This window comes from Hymenobacter translucens (assembly GCF_020685205.1).
Classification (GTDB): domain Bacteria; phylum Bacteroidota; class Bacteroidia; order Cytophagales; family Hymenobacteraceae; genus Hymenobacter; species Hymenobacter translucens.
This window is the reverse complement of record NZ_JAJERB010000006.1, coordinates 62,389-83,015: the sequence shown is the minus strand read 5'-3', so window position 1 is coordinate 83,015 and position 20,627 is coordinate 62,389. Positions and strand designations below refer to the sequence as shown.

Below are 20,627 nucleotides of genomic sequence, written 5' to 3'. Positions count from 1 at the left end.
TGCTGCCTGCTGCGGACGATGGAAAATCAGCCGTCAACAAGTATCAGTCAACAATAATCAATCAGTAAACAGATTCGTGTAGAGGGCATGCAGGCGCTGGCGCAGGTGCTGCACGGCGTAGTGCTTGCGGGAAATCAGGGTTTTGAGCGGTACGCCGGTTTCCTCGGCCAGCTCCTTAAAGCTACGCCCTTCCAGCTCGTGCCACACGAATACGTCGCGCTGGTTTTTGGGCAGTTCCTCCAGGGCTTCGGCCAGCGCGTCCATCAGCGTCTCGCGCAGCAGGCGGTTTTCGGGGGCGTCGTCGGCGGCGGGCAGCACGTCGGCCAGCAGCAGGGCGCCTTCCTCGTTGGCATCGGCGTAGCGCAGCATCTCATCTTCCAGCGAAGCGGGCTTCTTTTTGCGGTACCGGTCGGTGATGCGGTTGCGGGCTACCCGGAAAAGCCAGGAGGCTACTTTCTCTACCGGCTTGAGCATCCGGTAGCTTTCCACCAGCTCCCCGAACACATCCTGCAGGATGTCCTCGGCGTCGGCGGGGTCGGGTACGCGGCGGCGGATGAAGGCCAGCAGGCGGCCGCGCTGCTCCTGCACGGCCTGCTGAATCTGCCGGTCCTGTCCTGTCATCACGACCGTGGGTAATAAGGGTAAGGCTAGTGCTTCCATTCTGAGAGAGCAGACGGACACGGCGGAAAAATACTTTAAAATAGTTGTCACCCTCTTTCGAGCCGCTTTCCGGGCCAGGTACCGGGAGCGGGTCAACAGTACTTTTCCGTGTGGATTTCCCGATTTTCAGGATACCTTTGCCAGCTAATTCACCCCGGCTAAACCCTGGCCGGGCTTTGCCTTGTCCGCTGACCCCATTGCATGGAACAGAGCACTATTCCGGAGGTAATCCGGACCGTCCCGCTGGAGTACTACGTCTTTTTTGCCACTGCCCTGTTTTGTATCGGGGTGGCCGGCGTACTCACCCGGCGCAACGCCATTATCATTTTCATGTGCGTAGAGCTGATGCTGAACGCGGTGAACGTGCTGCTGACGGCCTTCTCGGCCTACCGCTCCGACCCCAACGGGCAGATCTTCGTGTTCTTCATCATGGCCGTGGCCGCCGCCGAAGTATCGGTGGGCCTGGGCATTATCGTGATGATCTACCGCAACTTCCAGAATACCGACGTCAACCTGCTTAACCGCTTGAAGTGGTAATGATAACCAGAGCGTCATGCTGAGCTTGCCGAGGAATCTCGCGTGCTGATGTTGGATTAGTAATCCAGTCGACTCCACGCGAGATTCCTCGGCAAGCTCGGAATGACGTTCTGAGTTTTCTTTTAGCATACTCCTTATGCAAGAAACTGTTCTACCCGGCGCCATAGCCCCCCAGTCCACGCTGCTGTACCTGCTGATTCCGCTGCTGCCGTTTCTGGGCTTCCTGATCAACGGCCTGCTAAACAAAAAGCTTTCCGGCACCGTGGCCGGCCTGATCGGCAGCGCCACCGTGCTGGGCTCGTTCCTGATTTCGGTGTACCTGTTCACCACCTTCGAGTACCAGTACACGGTAAAGCTGTTCGACTGGATTTCGGTGGGCACGATGCAGATTCCGTTTTCCTACCAGATCGACCAGCTCAGCTTGATTATGCTGCTGCTCGTGACCGGCGTGGGCTTCCTGATCCACGTGTACAGCATCGGCTACATGCACCACGACGAGAACGTGGGCAAGTTCTTCGCCTTTCTGAACCTGTTCGTGTTCAGCATGCTGGTGCTGGTGCTGGGCGCCAACTTCGTGATTCTGTTTATCGGCTGGGAAGGCGTAGGGCTCTGCTCCTACCTGCTCATCGGCTTCTGGAACAAGGAAACCCCGAACAACAACGCCGCCAAGAAAGCCTTCATCATCAACCGCGTCGGTGACCTGGGCTTCCTGCTCGGCATCTTCCTGATCTACCTCACCTTCGACTCCGTACAGTACGCCGAGGTGTTCCAGAAGGCTTCGACCATGCAGATCGGGACGGGCGTGGTCACGGCCATTACCCTGCTCCTGTTCGTGGGCGCGATGGGTAAGTCGGCCCAGCTGCCGCTCTACACCTGGCTGCCCGACGCCATGGCCGGCCCCACCCCGGTTTCGGCCCTGATTCACGCCGCCACCATGGTAACGGCCGGTATCTACATGGTGCTGCGCTCGAACGTGCTCTTCACCCTGGCCCCCGACACGCTCCACGTCGTAGCCTGGATTGGCGGCCTCACCGCCTTGTTTGCCGCCACCATCGGCCTGGCCCAGAACGACATTAAGAAGGTGCTGGCGTACTCCACGGTTTCCCAGCTTGGCTACATGTTCCTGGCCCTGGGCGTGATGGGCTACAGCACCTCGCTGTTCCACGTGCTCACCCATGCCTTCTTCAAGGCCTTGATGTTTCTTGGGGCCGGCTCCGTGATTCACGCCATGAGCAACGAGCAGGACATCCGCCGCATGGGCGGCCTGCGCAAAGCCCTGCCCATCACCTTCCTGACCTTTCTGATCGGCTGCCTTGCCATTTCCGGCATTCCGCCCTTCTCCGGCTTCTTCTCGAAAGACGAAATCCTGGAGCACGTCTACCAGCACAACAAGGTCCTGTGGGGCATCGGCCTGCTGACCGCCTTCCTGACGGCGTTCTATATGTTCCGCCTTTTGTTCCTGACCTTCTTCGGCGAGTTCCGCGGCACTGAGGCTCAGAAGCACCACCTGCACGAGTCGCCGGCCTCCATGACGCTGCCGCTGATTATCCTGGCCGTCCTGGCGGCCGTGGGCGGCTTCATGGGCGCCCCGATGTTCCTGGGCAAGCACTACCTGGCCGACTACCTGTCCCCCCTGTTCACGTACTCTCAGCGCCTCAGCCCCGGGGCGTTCGGGCAGCACCTTGACCACAACACCGAGCTGATGCTGATCGGCCTGTCGGTTGCGGCCGGGGTACTGGGCATTGTGCTGGCTTACGTGCAGTACGTGAGCCGCCGGGTGCGTCCGGCCGAGGACGACGCCCGGCGAGCAGCTCCGGAAAGCCTGGTGTACCACAAATACTACATCGACGAGCTGTACGACACGATCTTCGTGCGCCCGGTGATGGGCCTGTCAAAAGGCCTATACCGCTTCGTGGAGCAGGGCATCATCGACCCCATCGTGAATGGCCTCGGCCGCGTGACGCTGGGCGGCGGCCACCTGCTGCGCTTTGTGCAGACCGGCTACGTGGGCCTCTACCTCATTCTGATGGTGACCGGCATCGTGCTGATTCTGGCGCTGAACATCTTCCGTTTCTAAAACCGACTTATGCGAGTACTACTAACGCTGTGGCTGGCTCTGCTGACCGGGGCCGCCTTCGCCCAGAAAGTCGAGGTGAAGGGCGAAACCATCCTGGTGGACGGCACGCCTTACGCTATGATTGAGCAGGATGGCTGCAAGCTGATGGACGTGCAGTGCATGTACTACCTCAAGTCGCTCGACGGCAAGCGGCTGTTCGTGGTTAAGCAGATGCAGTTCGTGGACCCCGCTACCGTGACGGCCGCCCACCCGGACGGACGCACCCTGTACCTGGAGTACGTATTCACGGCCGCTGGCACCCACGCCGAAACCAACTTCCCCACCACCCTGCACCTGCGGCCCATCGACGTGGCCCGCAAAGTGGTGAAGGCCCAGCTTTTCGCTAACGGCACCCTCAACGAGCAGGCCGCTGCCGACTTTGTGACCAACAATGGCACTTCCTTTTCGGAGCGCCGCAAGGCCCTGGATGCATTACGTTAAGGAGAACGAAACAAACCCAGCCCTTCATGGGCTTTTTACCCCGGTCGATAACTCAATTCGACTCTCTGCCTGACCAACCCGCTTAGCTGATGCTGACTGCTTTTTTACTCTTCTTTCCCGTCGCGGCGGCCTTGCTGCTTCACTTCGCCAAGGGCAACGCGGCCCGCGTGATGGCCCTGGGGGCGGCGCTGGTTGAATTCGCCGCGGCGGTGTTTGCTGCGTTTTCCTTTCAGCGCGACGCCTCCACGCAGTTTGCTTTGAATATGCCCTGGGTGGAGTCGGCCGGCATCGGCTTCCACATCGGCATGGACGGGCTGAGCCTGGTGCTGGTGCTGCTGACCTGCTTTCTGGTGCCGCTCATCATCCTGGCGTCTTTCCGCCACGACTACCGTAACGCCTCCGCCTTCTACGCGCTGATTCTGTTTATGCAGACCGGCCTGATCGGGGTGTTCGTGTCGCTCGACGCCTTTTTGTTCTACTTCTTCTGGGAAGTTGCCCTGATTCCGATCTACTTTCTGGCCGGCGTGTGGGGCTCCGACCGCCGCGTTGCCGTCACCTTCAAGTTTTTCCTGTACACCATCATCGGCTCGCTCTTTATGCTGGCCGCCTTTGTGTACCTCTACTTCCAGACCGGCCTGGGCGGCGCGGCCCGCTCCTCCGACATCAGCGCCTTCTACGCCCTTACGCTTAGCTCGGCCGAGCAGGCCTGGCTGTTCTGGCTGATCTTCATTGCCTTCGCCGTGAAGATGCCGCTGTTTCCCTTCCACACCTGGCAGCCCGATACCTACACCGAAAGCCCCGCACCGGCCACCATGCTGCTTTCGGGCATCATGCTGAAGATGGGCCTCTACGGCTGCCTGCGCTGGCTTTTGCCGGTGGTGCCCCGGGGCGTCAGCCAGTGGGACAAGACCGTGATGATTCTGGCCGTCATCGGCGTTATCTACGGCGCCATCATTGCCATCCGCCAGCGCGACGTGAAGCGCCTCATTGCGTATTCTTCTCTTTCCCACGTGGGCCTCATGATTGCGGGCATCTTCTCGCTCACCATGATGGGCCTGCAGGGCTCCGTGATTCAGATGCTGGCCCACGGCGTGAACGTGGTCGGTATGTTCTTCGTGGCCGACATCATCCAGCGCCGCACCGGCACCCGCCAGATTCCCGAGCTGGGCGGCCTGACGCGCCACACGCCCCTGCTGTCGGTAGCCTTCCTCGTGATGCTGCTCAGCACGGTGGCCCTGCCCCTGACGGCTGGCTTCGTAGGTGAGTTTCTCTTGCTGGCCGGCGTGTACCAGTACAACATGTGGCTGGGCGCCGTGGCCGGCGTTACCATCATCCTGAGCGCGGTGTACCTGCTGCGCATGTTCCAGCGCGTGATGCTCGGCCCTGATACCGCCTTCACCTCCGCCATTCGCGACCTGACGGGCGCCGAGCTGGCCGTGCTGGTGCCCCTTATTGCCCTGGTATTCTGGATTGGCTTGTTTCCGAACACCTTCATGAGCATCTCCGAGCCGGCCATCCTGAAGATTCTTCAGCAGGTCAACCGCTAAGCCCCCGATTCCGACGACATGACTTCCATCATCCTGCTTTCTGTACTCGGCATCATCAATCTGTTTCTGGGCTTTCTGCGCTCAAACAAGATTCTGCTGCCCGCCGCCATGGTTATCCTGGCCGTTGTATTCGGGGCTAACCTCTACGACTGGAACGCCGAGCCGCGCGCCTACTTCAACAACATGCTCACCATCGACCGGTACTCGGTGGCCTTCACGGCCATCGTGGTGCTGACGACCCTGCTGCTGCTGCCGTTCTCGCAGAAGTACGTGCGCGACGGTGAAGCCAACCTGGCCGAGTACTACTCCCTGCTCCTGTTCTCGCTCGTGGGCGCCATCATGATGGTGAGCTACGACAACCTGCTGATGCTGTTCGTGGGCATCGAGATTCTGAGCGTGTCGATGTACGTGGTAGCCGGCTCCGACAAGCGCAACGTGCGCTCGAATGAGGCTGCGCTGAAGTACTTCCTGATGGGCTCCTTCGCCACCGGTATCCTGCTGTTCGGCATTGCGCTGGTGTACGGCGCCACGGGTGCTTTCCAGCTTAGCCAGATCGGGGCGGGCGTCGTGAACCCGGCCAACGCTTCGCTTACGCCCATGCTGTACCTGGGCATGCTGCTGATGTTTATCGGCATCAGCTTCAAGGTATCGGCCGCGCCCTTCCACTACTGGACGCCCGACGTGTACGAAGGCACTCCCACGTTCTTTACCGCCTTTATGAGCACGGTGGTGAAAACCGCCGGCTTCGCGGCCTTCTTTAAGCTGCTGGTCGTAGCCTTTGGCGCGGCCCAGAGCTTCTGGATTCCGACCATCATGGCCATTACGGTGCTGACGCTGCTGATCGGCAACGTGGGCGCAGTGGCCCAGACCAGCGTGAAGCGGATGCTGGCTTATTCCAGCATCTCGCACGCCGGCTACCTGTTCATCGGCCTCCTGGCCCTGAACGGCAATCTTTCCGGGCTTTCGGCCAACGGCCTGTTCTTTTACTCCCTGGCGTACTCGGTGGCTACCATTGCCGCTTTCGGGGTGCTCAAGCTCGTCACCGACCAGCGCCAGCGCGAGGACTACGACGGCCTCAACGGCCTGGCCCGCACCAACCCGCTGCTGGCGTTCGTGATGACCGTTGCCATGCTGTCCCTGGCCGGCATCCCGCTCACCGGCGGCTTCTTCGGTAAGTTCTTCCTCTTCGGCGCCGCCATCGACAAAGGCTATATCGGCCTGGTGGTGTTTGCCGTGGTGATGTCGATGGTCAGCATCTACTATTACCTGCGCCCGGTCATTGCCATGTATATGCGCGACGGCGACGGACCCACCGCCGAACCCATCGAGGTGGGTCCGTTCCAGTCATTTATCCTGGTCTTGCTGGCTTTGCTGACGGTAGCCCTCGGTATTATGCCCGGCTTCCTGAGCAACGTGCTGTAAGCCGGTTTGGACTTGATGTAACAGAAAGAGCGGCCCCAGGGTCGCTCTTTTTCATGGAGGTTATTTAGTCCTACCGGAACGTCATGCAGAGGCAAAGCCGAAGCATCTCGCAGATGCTTCGGCTTTGCATAACCGCCTTGGTCCAGGTAGTTACACCCGCCGCATTACCGAGGCGGCATCGGCGTACACGATGGCCTCGTCGCTAAAGGGTTCGTCGCCACGGAACTTCTGGAGCAGGCGGGCGGTGGTAATGATGTCCTTCTGGCAGTAGTGAACGATGCGGGGCAGGTCCTTATCGGAGTAGTACACCCGGGCCACGTCGGCGCCGGTGATGTCGTCCTTGGGCGTGGGAATGCCAAACATGGCGGCCAGCAGCGACAGGGACGTGTAGGACTTCCGGTCGCCGAACTTCCAGAGTTCCATCGTGTCGAGATGGTTAACTTCCCAGGGCTTTTTGCCGGCAATGTCGAGCTGGGGCGGCAGGGGCAAGCTGTTGATAAGCAGGCGGCGGCCCAGGTACGGAAAGTCGAACTCCTTGCCGTTGTGGGCGCATAGGATGTAGTCAGGCTTACGGGCCAGCAGGTCGGCAAACTCGCGCAGCATCTTCACCTCATCGTGGTCGGCGAAGCTCTTTACCCGGAAGCGCCAACGCTCCTCCTGCTTGTCGAAGGTGAAGCAGCCCACCGAGATGCACACCACCCGCCCGAACTCGGCGTAGATGCCGGCCTGCTCGAACAGCGTAGCCGCTTCCAGGTGGCTGGGCATGGGCTCGACGTCGGCTTTCGAGGAATGCCAGCCCTTCTCCCGGCGCAGGGCATGGCACTTGTGTTCCCAGAGCTGGCGCAGCATCTCGTTGAGGTCGTCGTGACAGCCCACGCACGGCACCGTCTCGATGTCGAGCACGAAAATCTGTTCGAGCGAGGATTTGCGAAGAATCTGCATGAGGGGTGCGGCCGGCGTTCTGACTCCGAAGATAGCGCCTGGCGCCCACAAACGCGCGCCGGGGGCATAATTCCGGCTGGCCCGGTTTTGTTTGCCCGGTGCCGGGAATCAGCCCCGGCTCTGGCTAACCGCCTCGGTCCCTTACCGGAGAATATAAGTCAGGTCAACCGGGAATGGCCACAAAAAAATGCCCGGTACCCGCACGAAAGCGGCTACCGGGCGATACTGCTACCCGCAGACCGGAGGCTTGCTGTAGTCCTCTGCTCTACAGCAAACCCAGCGGCGTCAGAACCTTTTCTCTCCCAAAGCAAAACCTGACGTCGCCCCAGTGCAGCTGAGTAGCTGGTACTCCTACAATGACTCCCGAAAGCTGAGCTACGACACCAAGCGCCGGATGTCATTGTATGATACAAATATATACTTAGTAAGTACAAACCACAATCACATGATAATGTGAAAGTCCGCCGCTCCTTTTTCCTAGGTCAGCCCTTGGCGCAGGGCCTTGCTGACTGCCTCCGTCATGGAGCGCACGTGCAGCTTCTCGTAGATTTTCTTGATGTGGGAGCGTACGGTGTCGATGCTGATGTTGCGGTCGGCGGCAATCATCTTGTAGCTGTAGCCTTCCACGAGCAGCCCCAGAATTTCCTGCTCCCGGGCGCTGAGGTTGGCATGCGACTCTTCCACAACGGGCTTGGGCGGGGCCTTGGGAAACAGGCGCAGCACCTGCCGGGCAATGGCGGGCGTCATGGGAGCACCACCGGCCCGCACTTCGCCGATGGCGTCGAGCAATTTGGCCGGGGGCGTTTTCTTGAGCAGGTAGCCGTCGGCCCCGGCGCAGATGGCCTCAAACACCCGGTCGTTTTCGTCGAATACCGTCAGCATCACCACGTTCACCTTGGGCGTGGCGCCCTTGATGCGGCGCAGGCCTTCAATGCCGGTCATGCCGGGCATGTCGATGTCCATCAGCACTACGTCCGGATTTAGCCGGGCCACGTCGGCTTCAGCCTGGGTGCAGTTGCTCAGGGCCCCGGCCAGCTCCAGGCCGGGCGAGCCGGAAAGCAGCTGACTCAGGCTGGCGCGCAGGTCGGCGTTGTCTTCGTAAATCAGGACGCGGGTAAGGGATTCCATGAAGTAGGGGAATGGGCAGTTTTTAACGAAACGAAGGTACGATAAAGCGAGGGGCGGCCTCACCACATGATGATGTGAAAACGAGGTATGTTTCTGATTACTTTACTGGTACCCGGCTTTAAGGGGCTTAGTCGGGAGTTACGCTCAGGCGCAGCGTGGTGCCCGCCCCGGGGGCCGTGGTGATGGTAAGCGTGCCGCCCATGGCGGCGGCCCGGGTGTGCATGTTCACCAGCCCATTGCCCCCACCCTGGGCCGGGGCGTTCAGGTCGAAGCCCACGCCATCGTCGGCCACGACCAGCACGAGCTGGCGCTGCTCGTAGGTCAGGGAGATGCTGGCCCGCTCGCACCGGGCGTACTTGGCCAGGTTGTTCACGGCTTCCTTGAACAAAAGGAAAAACTCGCGCCGGGCCCGCATGTCGAGGCGGAGGCCCTGCACCTCGGGGGCCACCCGGAAGGTGAAGTCGATGCCCCGGGCTTCCAGAATGTCGGAGGCAAAGCTGCGCATGCGGGCCGTGACGGCATCCAGGGAGTCGTGGGCGGGGTTGATGGTCCACACGATGTCGTCCATGGAGTCGAGCATCCGTCGGGAGCTTTCCCCGATCTGGTGAAGCAGGGCGGCGGCCTGCTCGGGCCGGTTCTGGTGCTGGTGGTTCTGCGCCAGCTGACTCAAAATGGAAATGCTGCTGAGCGTGGAGCCCATATCGTCGTGCAGGTCGCGGGCAATACCGTGGCGGACCCGCTCCAGGGCCAGCAGCTGGCGCACCCGCATCTGGTAGGCCATAAAGAGCATGGCAAACACCACCCAGCTGGCCAGCAGCCGAAACCACCACGTCTGCCACCAGGGCGGCTCCACAATCACCCGCAGCGTCGTGCCGAGCTGGTTCCAGACCCCATCGTTGTTGGCCGCCCGCACCCGGAAAGTGTAGGTCCCGGGGTCGAGGTTGGTGTAGGCCGCCTCCCGCCTTGCGCCCCCGTCAATCCAGTTCTTGTCGAATCCCTCCAGCTTGTAGGCGTAGCGGTTTTTGTCGGGCAGGCGGAAGTTCAGCGCCGCAAAGTCGATAGAGAAGAAGTTGTCCTGGGGCCCGAGCTTAATCACGCGCCGCTCGGTGATGCTGGTATCGAGCCGCACGGGCTGGTTGAACTTACGAAAGCTGGTCAGCACCACGGGCGGAGCCTTGGTGTTGGACCGCACGGCTTCCGGCCGGAAGGCCACCACTCCGCTTACGCCCCCGAAGTACAGCTGCCCGCTTTGGCCCTGGTGGTACGCCCCGGCGTTGAACTCATCCTGGGGCAGCCCGTCGCGCATGTCGTACGTGCGAAAGGTGCCTGTTTTGGGCGAAAACCGGGCAATACCGCGGTTGGTCGACAGCCACAAACTGCCCCAACGGTCTTCCACCATGCCGTACACCACGTCGTTGGGCAAGCCCTGGGGTTCCCGGAACGTGGTGAACAGGCCGTTGTCCGCGTCGTCGAGCCGGTTGAAGCCCCCGCCCTCGGTGCCCACCCAGAGTGTGCCGGTCCGGTCTTCCAGGATGCAGCGCACAAAGTTGCTGCTCAGGCTGCGGGCCCGGTCGGGGTTGGCCCGGAAAGCCTTAGAGCGGCCCGTGCGGGCATCAAACCGGGAAAGCCCGCCGCCGCCGGTGCCCACCCACAAGCTGCCCTTCCGGTCGCGGTGGACTACCCGCACGAAGTTGTTGTTGAGACTGCGCGGATTGCCCGGGTCGTTGCGGAATACCTGGCAGCGCCCGGTCGTGGGGTCGAGCAGGTTGAGGCCGCCGCCGCCGGTGCCCACCCAGATCTGCCCGCTCCGGTCTTCCGATACGAACAGAATCATGTCGTCGCTGAGGGAGGCCGGGTCGGCAGCCTGGTGGCGGTAGTGCGTGAACGAGCCGGTGGCGGGGTTAAGGCAGTGCACTCCGCTGTTCTGGGTGCCGACCCAGAGCCGGCCCCGACGGTCCACGCACAGGCCGCGGATAAAGTTCTGAGGCAGGCTGCCGGGGTCGTTGGGGTCGTGCCGGTACACGGTGCGCTGCCCGGTACGGGGCGAAATGCCCACCACACCTTCCGTTTCGGTGCCCACCCACACCCGGCCGGTGCTGTCTTCGCACACGGCCCACACCGGCCCCGGGCGGGAAGCTACCGGCAGAGTCCGAAAAGCGGACGGCTGCGCCTCGAAGCAGCTGACGCCGGCCTCGGTGCCGGCCCAAAGCATTCCGTCGCGGTCCTGATACAGGCTATGCACCTGTTTATCAGGCAAGCTCAGCGGATTCAGGGGCTGGGGCTGCTGCACCAGAAAGCTGCCGGAAGCGCGGTCCAGCTGGTTGAGCCCGGCATTTGTTCCCACCCAGAGCCGGCGTTGGGCATCCTCGGTAATTGACAAAATGACGTTGCTGCTCAGGCTGCCGGCCCTGCCCCGCTCAGGCTGGTAGCGGGAAATTTGCCCCTGCTGGTCCAGGGAAAAAAGGCCCTCGGCTTCGGTACCAACCCACAGCAGCCCGGCTTTATCGGCGCAGAGGGTAGTAATGGGCCCGCGGGGCTTCCAGCCGGGCTGCGCCACCAGCTCGCCTTTGCCCGTGTCGAGGTAACTCAGGTTTCCTTGCCCCGTGCCCACCCACAGGCGTCCGGCTTGGTCCTGGGCAATGGCCCGGATCGAGTTGAAGCGGGTGGAAGCGCCCGGTTCGGGGCGGTGGCGAAACAGCGTGAACCGCCCGTTCCGGGGGCTCCTGGCATCCATCCGCTGCACGCCCATGTCGGTTCCCACCCACAGCCGGCCTTGCCGGTCCGAAAACACGACGCGCACGAAGTTGTCGGCCAAGGAGGTGGGCTGGGCGGGGTCGTGCTCAAACACCTGGAAGTCGTCGGTGAGGGCGTTGTAGCGGCAGAGGCCCCCGCCCCCGGTGGCCACCCAGAGCGTACCCTGCCCGTCGAGCGCCTGCGACAGAATAAAGTTACTGCTCAGGCTACGGGGACGCTGCGGGTCGTTGCGGTACACTTTGAAGCCGGCACCATCGTAGCGGCTAAGGCCGTCCTGGGTGCCCAGCCACAGAAAGCCCCGACGGTCCTGCACGATGCTGTACACGCTGTTTTCCGACAAGCCCTCGTTGGCCGTCAACGTCCGGAATGTCAGGGGTGCCGGGGCGGGTGGGCGTTGCGCCAGGCCCCTCGCCCCAACCAGGGCCAGGGCCAGCAGGAGCCCGAGGCGGAGCAGCAGAACGGCACGGTAACGCATGAGCAGGTGGGCTTCGCAGCCCGTATGCAGCCAGAAGATGGAACGTCGAAAGAGCTGAGTAAATGCACCCCAGCGCCTGCGGCCCGACTTTCAAAGTTTGGCGCAACCTATCAATTTTCCCGCTGAGCACCAAGCCGCCGGGCGGCTACTGCTCCGTGCCCGACGTTCTGAGCCAGGCTCTTTTTCCGACCATACCCTGCAACATTCGCCTTCGGGAACACGTGACTACCTGCCCCCGGGCAAACTGGCTTCAGCCCCGCTTTTTTCAGTGCTGGAATTCGGTACCTTGCTTTTCTCTCAAACGCCTGCCTCCGATGCCATTCCTTCCTACCGACGTCAGCTCCGCGGAAACCGGCCGCCTGGGCATCCGCCACCTGAAGCGCTTCTGGGCGCAGTCCCTGGCCCGGCGCGCCGGCCGGCCCGTCGAATCCCACGAGCGGGACTGGCGCTTTGATAAGCTGGTGCTGAACGGTCTGGGTTTGCCGCTGCAGGAAACGCTGCGCCACCTGATGATGGTCGCTCCGGATTTCGACGCATTCGAAAGCTGGGTACTAAGCAAGAACAATGGGCGTATTGCCCCGCACCAGATCGAGCGGCTGAACAGCCTGCTGGCCGGGCAGCCTTATCCGGAAGCGACTCTTGCATATCTGCGTGACCTGGAGGCGGCCGAAGACGTCCTTGGCCCCGAGGACCTGCGCTGCTGGGACGAAAACGGTTACGTCATCGTGCGGGAGGCCGTTTCGCGGCAGCAGGCCCAGGCCACGGAAACGGCCGTCTGGGAAGCTCTGGGGATGAGCCCCGACAATCCGGCTTCGTGGTACGAGAAGCCCATCGGCCAGGGCATTATGATGGACTTTTACCATCATCCTACTTTACTGGCAAACCGCCGCTCGCCCCGCATTCAGAAAGCCTTTGCCCAGCTCTGGCGCACGGCCGACCTGTGGGCCACCACTGACCGCACCAGCTTCAACCCGCCCGAAACGGCTGGCTACTGCTTTCAGGGCCCCCACCTGCACTGGGATATGAGCCTGCAGCCCCCGTTTCACTTCGGCACCCAGGGTCTGCTCTACCTGTGCGACACGACCGCCGAGCAGGGCGCGTTCTGCTGCGTACCCGGCTTTCACCGCCGGCTCGCAACCTGGCTGGAGAGCCTGCCCGCCGGCACCAACCCGCGCGAGGTAGACCTGAGCGGCCAGGCCGTTCCCATTGCCGCCCGGGCCGGGGACTTCGTGATCTGGCACCAGTTCCTGCCCCACGGCAGCAGCCCCAACCGTGGAAGCTACCCCCGCATCGGGCAGTACCTGAATATGTACCCGGTGGAGTTCAAAGAGACGATAGAGTGGCGGTAGCCCCAAGCAAAAAGCGGCGCCTGAAGCATCAGGCGCCGCTTTCTAGTTTTGGTCCGAACTCTTCCAGATACACTGTCAGGGATCGTGGATCCACATCCAGATCGTCTACAGCAAATTTAACGAGCACTTGGCTTTGCTGCTTGCGCTTCCGAATGACCAGGTAGGTAGTAACGCTTTGATCAAAGGTTACATGCATCAGCATAAGCTTTACCTTCGACCAGCGCAGATGCCCGGTTTCTACCGTCCAGATGCCCAGCTGGCCGATTTTCAGCTTGGGACCTCGGCTGCTGAAACGTTTTATGGCTTGCCTCAGCATATAGCCACCGAGCAACAGCAGAAACAGCATAGCAGGCCACGACTTTGGCGACCAGATTATCATTCCGATACCGCCTAGCAGAAAGAGAGCTGCAAAGACTACATCAGCAAAAATTGAGCTTTTCGAATACTCTACTGAGTATTTATAGAGCCCGGCTTCAGCTGAGTCAGTAGGCTGCTTTTGCATGCACTACTTCCCCACTACCGCTGTAGCAATACTCAGCTCCTTGAGCTGGGCGTCGGAGATGGTGGAGGGCGAGTCGATCATGACGTCACGGCCGGAGTTGTTTTTGGGGAAGGCAATAAAGTCGCGGATGGAGTCGGCGCCGCCGAACAGGCTGCAGAGGCGGTCGAAGCCAAAGGCAATGCCGCCGTGGGGCGGGGCGCCGTACTCGAAGGCGTCGAGCAGGAAACCGAACTGGGCCTTGGCTTCCTCGTCCGAGAAACCCAGCAGGCTGAACATCCGGGCCTGCACCGCGCGGTCGTGGATACGGATAGAGCCGCCGCCCACTTCCACGCCGTTGATGACCATGTCGTAGGCATTGGCCCGCACCTGCCCGATGGTGTCGGGGTTGTCGAGCAACGCTAGGTCCTCGGGCTTGGGCGAGGTGAAGGGGTGGTGCATGGCGAAGTAGCGGCCTTCCTCTTCGAGAAACTCGAGCAGCGGGAAGTCCACCACCCACAGCGCGGAGAACGTGTTTTTGTCGCGCAGACCGAGGCGCTGGCCCATTTCCAGGCGCAGCTCGCTCAACGCCTTACGGGTCTTGCTCTCGTCACCGGCCAAAATCAGCAGCAGGTCGCCGGGATTGGCGTTGAAGGCCGCTTTCCATTTCTGCAGCTCGTCCTGGGAGTAGAACTTGTCCACCGACGACTTCACGTTGCCGTCGGCTTCCACCCGGGCGTACACCAGGCCGGTGGCGCCCACCTGCGGGCGCTTTACAAACTCGGTCAGCTCATCCAGCTGCTTGCGGGTGTACATGGCCGAGTTGATGGCGTTGATGCCGACTACGAGGCCAGCGTTGTCGAACACCGGGAACCCCTGCCCTTTCACCACGTCGTTGAGCTCCACGAACTTCATCTCAAAGCGCGTGTCGGGCTTGTCGTTGCCGTAGTAGCGCATGGCGTCGGCGTAGGTCATGCGGGGCAGGGCCGGAATGTCGAGGTTCTTGACCTGCTGAAACAGGTAACGGACCAGCCCTTCGAAGGTGTTCAGGATGTCTTCCTGCTCGACAAACGACATTTCGCAGTCGATCTGGGTGAACTCCGGCTGGCGGTCGGCGCGCAGGTCCTCGTCGCGGAAGCACTTCACGATCTGGAAGTACTTGTCGAAGCCCGACACCATCAAGAGCTGCTTGAACGTCTGGGGCGACTGGGGCAGGGCGTAGAACTCGCCGGGGTTCATGCGGGAAGGCACTACGAAGTCGCGGGCGCCTTCGGGCGTGCTTTTGATGAGCACCGGCGTTTCCACCTCAATAAAGCCCTGGCCGTCGAGAAAGGCGCGGGTGCTCTGCGCCACGCGGTGGCGCAGCTCCAGGTTGCGGCGCACGGCGTTGCGGCGCAGGTCGAGGTAGCGGTACTTCAGGCGCAGGTCGTCGCCCCCGTCGGTTTCATCCTCGATCAGGAAGGGCGGCAGCTTGGCCGGGTTCAGCACCGTGAGCGTGCCCACGCGGATTTCCACGTGGCCGGTGGGCATCTTCTCGTTTTTGGCGTAGCGCTCGGCCACGGTACCGGTTACCTGAAGCACAAACTCCCGCCCCAGCTGCCGGGCCTGCTGCCGCACCTCTTCGGCCTCGACGCCCTCTTCAAACACGAGCTGGGTGAGGCCGTACCGGTCGCGCAGGTCGAGGTAGAGCACGGCGCCGATGTCGCGGGTGCGCTGCACCCAGCCGCAGAGCGTGACGGTTTGACCAATATGTTCGGGGCGAAGTTCGCCGCAGGTGTGCGTCCGGAGCATGGTAATGGGGTAATGGAGTTCGGGCAATAGCCGCGGCGAAGGTAGGAAGAAACGAAGTTGGGTAATTCTGAAAAACACCCTGCCCCACCCGGGCAGACTGTAATGAAAGTGGCAGTCCGCCGATTCATGCCCCGAAACCCGGCTTCCGGCGGGCCTTTTCTTTTTCCGGGGATGCGCAACCACTATAGCGTATTCCCTATCTTTCCGCCGAATTGTAGCCCACCCTTATCCGCCTTTCTCCCAACCCTTTTCAGCCCGTATGGAACTCGTCATCGAACACCTTTCCAAAACCTACGCCAACGGCGTGCAGGCCCTGCGCGACGTCTCGTTGACCATCCCGACGGGCATGTTTGGCTTGCTCGGCCCCAACGGCGCGGGCAAAAGCAGTTTGATGCGCACTATTGCCACCCTGCAGGAAGCCGACAGCGGCAGCATCCGCCTGGGCGGCCTGGACGTGCTGACCCAGAAAGACGACATGCGCCGGGTACTGGGCTACCTGCCCCAGGAGTTTGGCGTGTATCCCAAGGTCTCGGCCGAAGACCTGCTCGACCACTTCGCCGTGCTCAAAGGCATTTCCAACGCCAAGGAGCGCAAGGAGAGCGTGACGGCCCTGCTGCAGAAAACCAACCTCTACGACGTGCGCAAGAAGAGCCTCGGCGGCTACTCGGGCGGCATGAAGCAGCGCTTCGGCATTGCCCAGGCGCTGCTCGGCAACCCGCGCATCATCATCGTGGATGAGCCCACCGCCGGCCTCGACCCGGCCGAGCGGAACCGGTTTCACAACCTGCTCAGCGAAATCGGGGAGGAAATCATCGTGATTCTGAGCACCCACATCGTAGGCGACGTGAGTGACTTGTGCCGCAACATGGCCATCATCAACAAAGGCCAGGTGCTGCTGACCGGCGACCCGCTGGTGGTGATGGAGCAGCTGCGCGGCAAGGTGTGGCGCCGGGCCGTGGACAAAGACCAGCTGCCCCGCCTGCAGCAGGAAATGGAGGTGATTTCGTCGCGTCTGTTCGCGGGCCGCACCATCGTGCATGTGGTCAGCGACGGGCGCCCCGGGGTAGACTTTGAGCCGGTGGAACCCAACCTGGAGGACGTGTACTTCGCCCGCATTGCCGAGGCCACCCGGGCGCAGGTCGTCGCTTAAAAAGCTGTCCGTTGCTAGTTGTCCGTTGTCAGCCTCTCGAACGACCTGACAACGGGCAACTGATAACTAACAACTAAACTCTCCCCGCTTATCCATCCTTCTATGTTCCTCGAAATAGTACGCTTTGAGCTCTGGTACCGCTTCCGGCAGCCCGCTACCTATATCTACCTGGGTGTGCTGGCCGGGCTGGGCATCCTGTTCATGATGCTTACCGGCGGGGCCTTCCAGGGCGTATCGGCCGCGCTGGGCTCGAGCAAGGTGTACGCCAACTCGCCCTTTACCCTTGCCCAGCTGATGATGCCCGTCAGTGTTCTGGCCGGGGTGCTCATCACCACGGCCATGATGGGCAACGCGGTGCTGCGCGACTTTGACTACCGGATCCACCCGCTGTTCTTTACCACGCCCATCAGCAAGGCCGGCTACCTGGGCGGACGCTTCACCGGCGCCATTCTGGCTACAGCCTTCGTGCTGCTGGGCATCCCGCTGGGGCTGTTCCTAGGTACGCTGATGCCCGGCATCCAGCTTGATAAGCTGGGCCCGTTCAGTTTGATGGGCTACCTGCAGCCGTTCATTACGGTGCTGGTACCCAACCTGCTGCTTACCGGCGCCATTTTCTTTACCCTGGCTACGCTCACCCGCAACGTGCTGGCGACCTACGTGGGCACCATCCTCTTCCTGATTCTCTACATCGTGTCGCGCAACCTGCTGCGGGACCTCGACAACGAAACCCTGGCCAACCTGCTCGACCCCCTGGGGGCCGCCTCCCGCTCCCTGACCACCAAGTACTGGACCACGGCCGAGAAAAACACCCGTCTGCTGCCCCTCGACGCCAACTGGCTGATGAACCGGGCGCTGTGGCTCGGCATTGCCGGAGCGGTGCTCGGGCTCTGCTACTACCGGTTCCGGTTCAGCTTTGCCATAGCCGATGCCAGCCCCCGCGTGCGGCGCGAAGCCGAAAAGCCCGGCGTGCTGCCCGTAGCGCCCAGCCTGGAACTGCCCGTGGTGCGGCAGGATTTCTCGTCAGGCCAGCACCTGCGGCAGTTTGGCCGCCTGGTGATGCTGGAGTTCAAGGGCATCATCAAGAGCGTCTACTTTATTGCCATTGTCGTCACGGGCCTGGCGTTCCTGCTTAGCTCGGCCACCCAGATCGGCAAGCTGTTCGGCACGGCAACCTTCCCGGTGACGCCCAACGTCGTTTTCCTGTTTCTGGGCTCGTTTACCCTGTTTATCCTGGCCGTCATCACCTTTTACGCCGGGGAGCTGGTGTGGCGGGAGCGCGACAGCCATATCAACCAGATCTACGACGCGCTGCCCCTGCCGAACTGGGTACCGTTTACCTCCAAGCTGGGCGCGCTGATGCTGGTACAGGTGGTGATGCTGCTGATTGTGCTGGTAGCGGGCCTGATTACGCAGATCATCTACGGCTACTTTGAGTTTGAGCTGGGCGTGTACCTGAAGTGGCTGTTTGGCCTGAAGCTGATCGACTACCTGCTGCTGTGCGTGCTGGCTATGCTGGTGCAGGTGCTGGTGAACAACAAGTACCTGGGCCACTTCGTGATGGTGCTCTACTACGTGTTTACCCTGTTTGCCGGGCAGTTGGGCCTGGAGCACAACCTGTTCAGCTACGGCTCCGACCCGGGCCTGCAGTACTCCGCCATGAACGGCTTCGGCCACTTCGTGGTCCCGTACCTGTGGTTTAAGCTGTACTGGGGCGCCCTGGCCGTAGCCTTTGCCGTGGTGGCCAACGCCTTCTGGGTGCGCGGCACCGAAACCCACTGGCCCACCCGCGTGCGGCTGGCCGCCCGGCGCCTCACCGGCCCGGCCCGGCTAAGTCTGGTAGCCGCCCTGCTGCTATTCGTAGCCACCGGCGGGTTTATCTTCTACAACACCAACATCCTGAACCGCTACCAGACCAGCAAGGCCCGGGAAAAGGAGCAGGTGCAGTACGAGAAAGCCTACAAGCGCTACGGCAGCCGGCCCCAGCCCCGGATAGTGGCCGTCGCCGTCAACGTAGACCTGTTTCCGAGCCGGCAGGAAGCCCAGGTGAAGGGTACCTATTGGCTGCGCAACAAAACCGCCCGCCACATCGACTCCGTGCAGCTCAACCTGCCCGCTGAGGCCCGGATCCGGGAGCTCTCCGTGGCCGGTGCTCAGACTGTACTGCGTGATTCCCTGGCCGGCTTCTACATCCAGCGGCTGACCAAGCCCCTGGCCCCCGGCGACTCGGTGCAGCTGCGCTTCAACCTGGCCTACGTGGCAAAAGGGTTTGAAAACAGCACCGGCCGCATCAATGTGGTGTATAACGGCACGTTTGCCAACAGCAGCGTGCTGCCCAGCATCGGCTACAGCAAGAACTCCGAGCTGAGCGACGAGGACGCCCGCAAGAAAAACGGCCTGCCGCCCCAGCCCCGCATGGCCTCCGTCCGCGACACAGCCGCGGCCCGTAACAACGCGCTGAGCACCGACGCCGACTGGGTGCGCTACGAAGCGGTGGTCAGCACCGAGCCCGACCAGATTGCGCTGTCGCCAGGCTATCTGCAGCGGGAATGGGTAGAAAACGGGCGGCGCTACTTCAGCTACAAGATGGACGCCCCTATTCTCAACTTCTTCTCCTATCAGTCGGCGCGCTACGCGGTGCGCAAGGACAAGTGGCAGAACGTCGACATTGCCATCTACTACCAGCCCGGCCACGAGTACAACCTCGACCGGATGGTGCGGGGCGTGAAAGATGCCCTTACCTACTACAGCGCCGCCTTTGGGCCCTACCAGCACCGGCAGGTGCGCATCCTGGAGTTTCCGGGCTACCGCTCGTTCGCCCAGAGCTTCCCGAACACGATTCCCTTCTCCGAGGCCATCGGCTTTATTGCCGACGTCGATGACACAGACCCCGAAAGCGTGGACTACCCCTACTACGTGACGGCGCACGAGGTAGCGCACCAGTGGTGGGGCCACCAAGTGGTAGGCGCCGACGTGCAGGGCTCCACGCTGCTGATCGAAACCCTGTCGCAGTACTCGGCCCTGATGGTGATGAAGCGCACCTACGGCGAGGCGATGATGAAGAAGTTCCTGAAGTACGAGACGGACCGCTACCTGACCGGGCGGGGTACCGAGCGGCGCAAGGAGCTACCCCTGGCCCTGGTCGAAAACCAGCAGTACATCCACTACAACAAAGGTTCCCTGGTGATGTACACCCTGCAGGACTACCTGGGCGAAGACAAGGTAAACAGCGCGCTCAAGGCGTTTCTGGCGCAGTACAAGTTTCAGCAGCCGCCCTACACCAACTCCCTGGAGCTGGTGCGCTACCTGCGCGGCGCCGCCCCCGACTCCCTGCAGTACCTGGTAACCGACATGTTTGAGAAGATCACGCTGTATGAAAACCGCACCGACTCGGCTTCCTATAAAAAGCTTCCGAACGGGCAGTACCAGGTGAATCTGGCCATCAACGCCAAGAAGTTCTACGCCGACAGCCTGGGCAACGAGAACGAGGCGAAGATGAACGACTGGGTGGACGTGGGCGTGCTGGCCCGGCGCAAGGAAAAAGGCCAGTGGCGCGACGTGTACCTGTACCGCCGGAAGCAGCGCCTGCACGCCGGCCTCAACCGGATTGCCGTCACCGTGGCTGAAAAGCCCGAAAAAGCCGGCGTCGACCCGTTTGCCCAGCTGATTGACCGCAACCCCGGCGACAACGTGAAGACGCTGACCGGGAAGTAGTGGGCTACTGGTTGCAAGTCCCAGGCGGCAAGCTTTCCTGGCCTATCGTTTTTGTAGTCATCATCCTGATTTTACGAACCGAAGAGCGACGTAGTCAAGCAGCTCATACCATTTGAACGACTAGCG

Annotated in this window: 14 protein-coding genes; 8 read left to right on the top strand and 6 right to left on the bottom strand. The window is 61.7% G+C overall.

Annotation, left to right across the window (positions count from 1 at the left end; translation table 11 throughout):
* Positions 1–57: 57 nt before the first annotated feature.
* Positions 58–660: an RNA polymerase sigma factor gene (locus LJY25_RS13950; RefSeq protein WP_227608969.1), complete on the bottom strand. Its 603-nt coding sequence runs from the start codon at positions 658–660 to the stop codon at positions 58–60.
* Between the two features lie 201 nt (positions 661–861).
* On the opposite strand from LJY25_RS13950, the gene nuoK reads away from it, so the two are divergent.
* The 5 genes from nuoK (at position 862) to LJY25_RS13925 (ending at position 6,723) form a co-directional block, all read left to right on the top strand.
* Positions 862–1,197, top strand: a complete 336-nt coding sequence (nuoK, locus tag LJY25_RS13945) for an NADH-quinone oxidoreductase subunit NuoK (RefSeq protein ID WP_227608968.1) — start codon at positions 862–864, stop codon at positions 1,195–1,197.
* 136 nt (positions 1,198–1,333) lie between these two features.
* Positions 1,334–3,274, top strand: a complete 1,941-nt coding sequence (gene nuoL, locus LJY25_RS13940) for an NADH-quinone oxidoreductase subunit L (protein WP_227608967.1) — start codon at positions 1,334–1,336, stop codon at positions 3,272–3,274.
* Positions 3,275–3,283: 9 nt separating this feature from the next.
* The gene (locus tag LJY25_RS13935; protein ID WP_227608966.1) at positions 3,284–3,754 is read left to right on the top strand and encodes a hypothetical protein; all 471 of its coding nucleotides are present in this window, start codon (positions 3,284–3,286) and stop codon (positions 3,752–3,754) included.
* Positions 3,755–3,843: 89 nt separating this feature from the next.
* A complete protein-coding gene (locus LJY25_RS13930) occupies positions 3,844–5,301 on the top strand; it encodes a complex I subunit 4 family protein (protein WP_227608965.1) in 1,458 nt (485 codons plus the stop codon).
* Between the two features lie 18 nt (positions 5,302–5,319).
* A complete protein-coding gene (locus tag LJY25_RS13925) occupies positions 5,320–6,723 on the top strand; it encodes an NADH-quinone oxidoreductase subunit N (RefSeq protein WP_227608964.1) in 1,404 nt (467 codons plus the stop codon).
* A 150-nt stretch (positions 6,724–6,873) separates the two neighbouring features.
* Here LJY25_RS13925 and LJY25_RS13920 read toward each other — a convergent pair whose 3' ends face one another.
* The 3 genes from LJY25_RS13920 to LJY25_RS13910 form a co-directional block, all read right to left on the bottom strand.
* On the bottom strand, positions 6,874–7,665 hold the full coding sequence (locus LJY25_RS13920) for a 3'-5' exonuclease (RefSeq protein WP_227608963.1): 792 nt from the start codon (positions 7,663–7,665) through the stop codon (positions 6,874–6,876).
* 477 nt (positions 7,666–8,142) lie between these two features.
* Positions 8,143–8,793: a response regulator gene (locus tag LJY25_RS13915; RefSeq protein WP_227608962.1), complete on the bottom strand. Its 651-nt coding sequence runs from the start codon at positions 8,791–8,793 to the stop codon at positions 8,143–8,145.
* Positions 8,794–8,920: 127 nt separating this feature from the next.
* Positions 8,921–12,022 (bottom strand): sensor histidine kinase, encoded by a 3,102-nt coding sequence (locus LJY25_RS13910; RefSeq protein ID WP_227608961.1) that lies wholly within the window; start codon positions 12,020–12,022, stop codon positions 8,921–8,923.
* Between the two features lie 314 nt (positions 12,023–12,336).
* On the opposite strand from LJY25_RS13910, the gene LJY25_RS13905 reads away from it, so the two are divergent.
* Positions 12,337–13,371, top strand: a complete 1,035-nt coding sequence (locus LJY25_RS13905; RefSeq protein WP_227608960.1) for a phytanoyl-CoA dioxygenase family protein — start codon at positions 12,337–12,339, stop codon at positions 13,369–13,371.
* A gap of 28 nt (positions 13,372–13,399) precedes the next feature.
* Here LJY25_RS13905 and LJY25_RS13900 read toward each other — a convergent pair whose 3' ends face one another.
* Positions 13,400–13,717 (bottom strand): hypothetical protein, encoded by a 318-nt coding sequence (locus LJY25_RS13900; protein WP_227608959.1) that lies wholly within the window; start codon positions 13,715–13,717, stop codon positions 13,400–13,402.
* A 159-nt stretch (positions 13,718–13,876) separates the two neighbouring features.
* Positions 13,877–15,640: an aspartate--tRNA ligase gene (aspS, locus tag LJY25_RS13895; protein WP_227609216.1), complete on the bottom strand. Its 1,764-nt coding sequence runs from the start codon at positions 15,638–15,640 to the stop codon at positions 13,877–13,879.
* A gap of 259 nt (positions 15,641–15,899) precedes the next feature.
* Here aspS and LJY25_RS13890 point away from each other — a divergent pair, with 259 nt between their 5' ends.
* Together LJY25_RS13890 and LJY25_RS13885 are read left to right on the top strand one after the other, a co-directional pair.
* Positions 15,900–16,790 (top strand): ABC transporter ATP-binding protein, encoded by an 891-nt coding sequence (locus tag LJY25_RS13890; RefSeq protein ID WP_227608958.1) that lies wholly within the window; start codon positions 15,900–15,902, stop codon positions 16,788–16,790.
* Positions 16,791–16,892: 102 nt separating this feature from the next.
* Positions 16,893–20,501: an ABC transporter permease/M1 family aminopeptidase gene (locus LJY25_RS13885; RefSeq protein ID WP_227608957.1), complete on the top strand. Its 3,609-nt coding sequence runs from the start codon at positions 16,893–16,895 to the stop codon at positions 20,499–20,501.
* Positions 20,502–20,627: the final 126 nt, after the last annotated feature.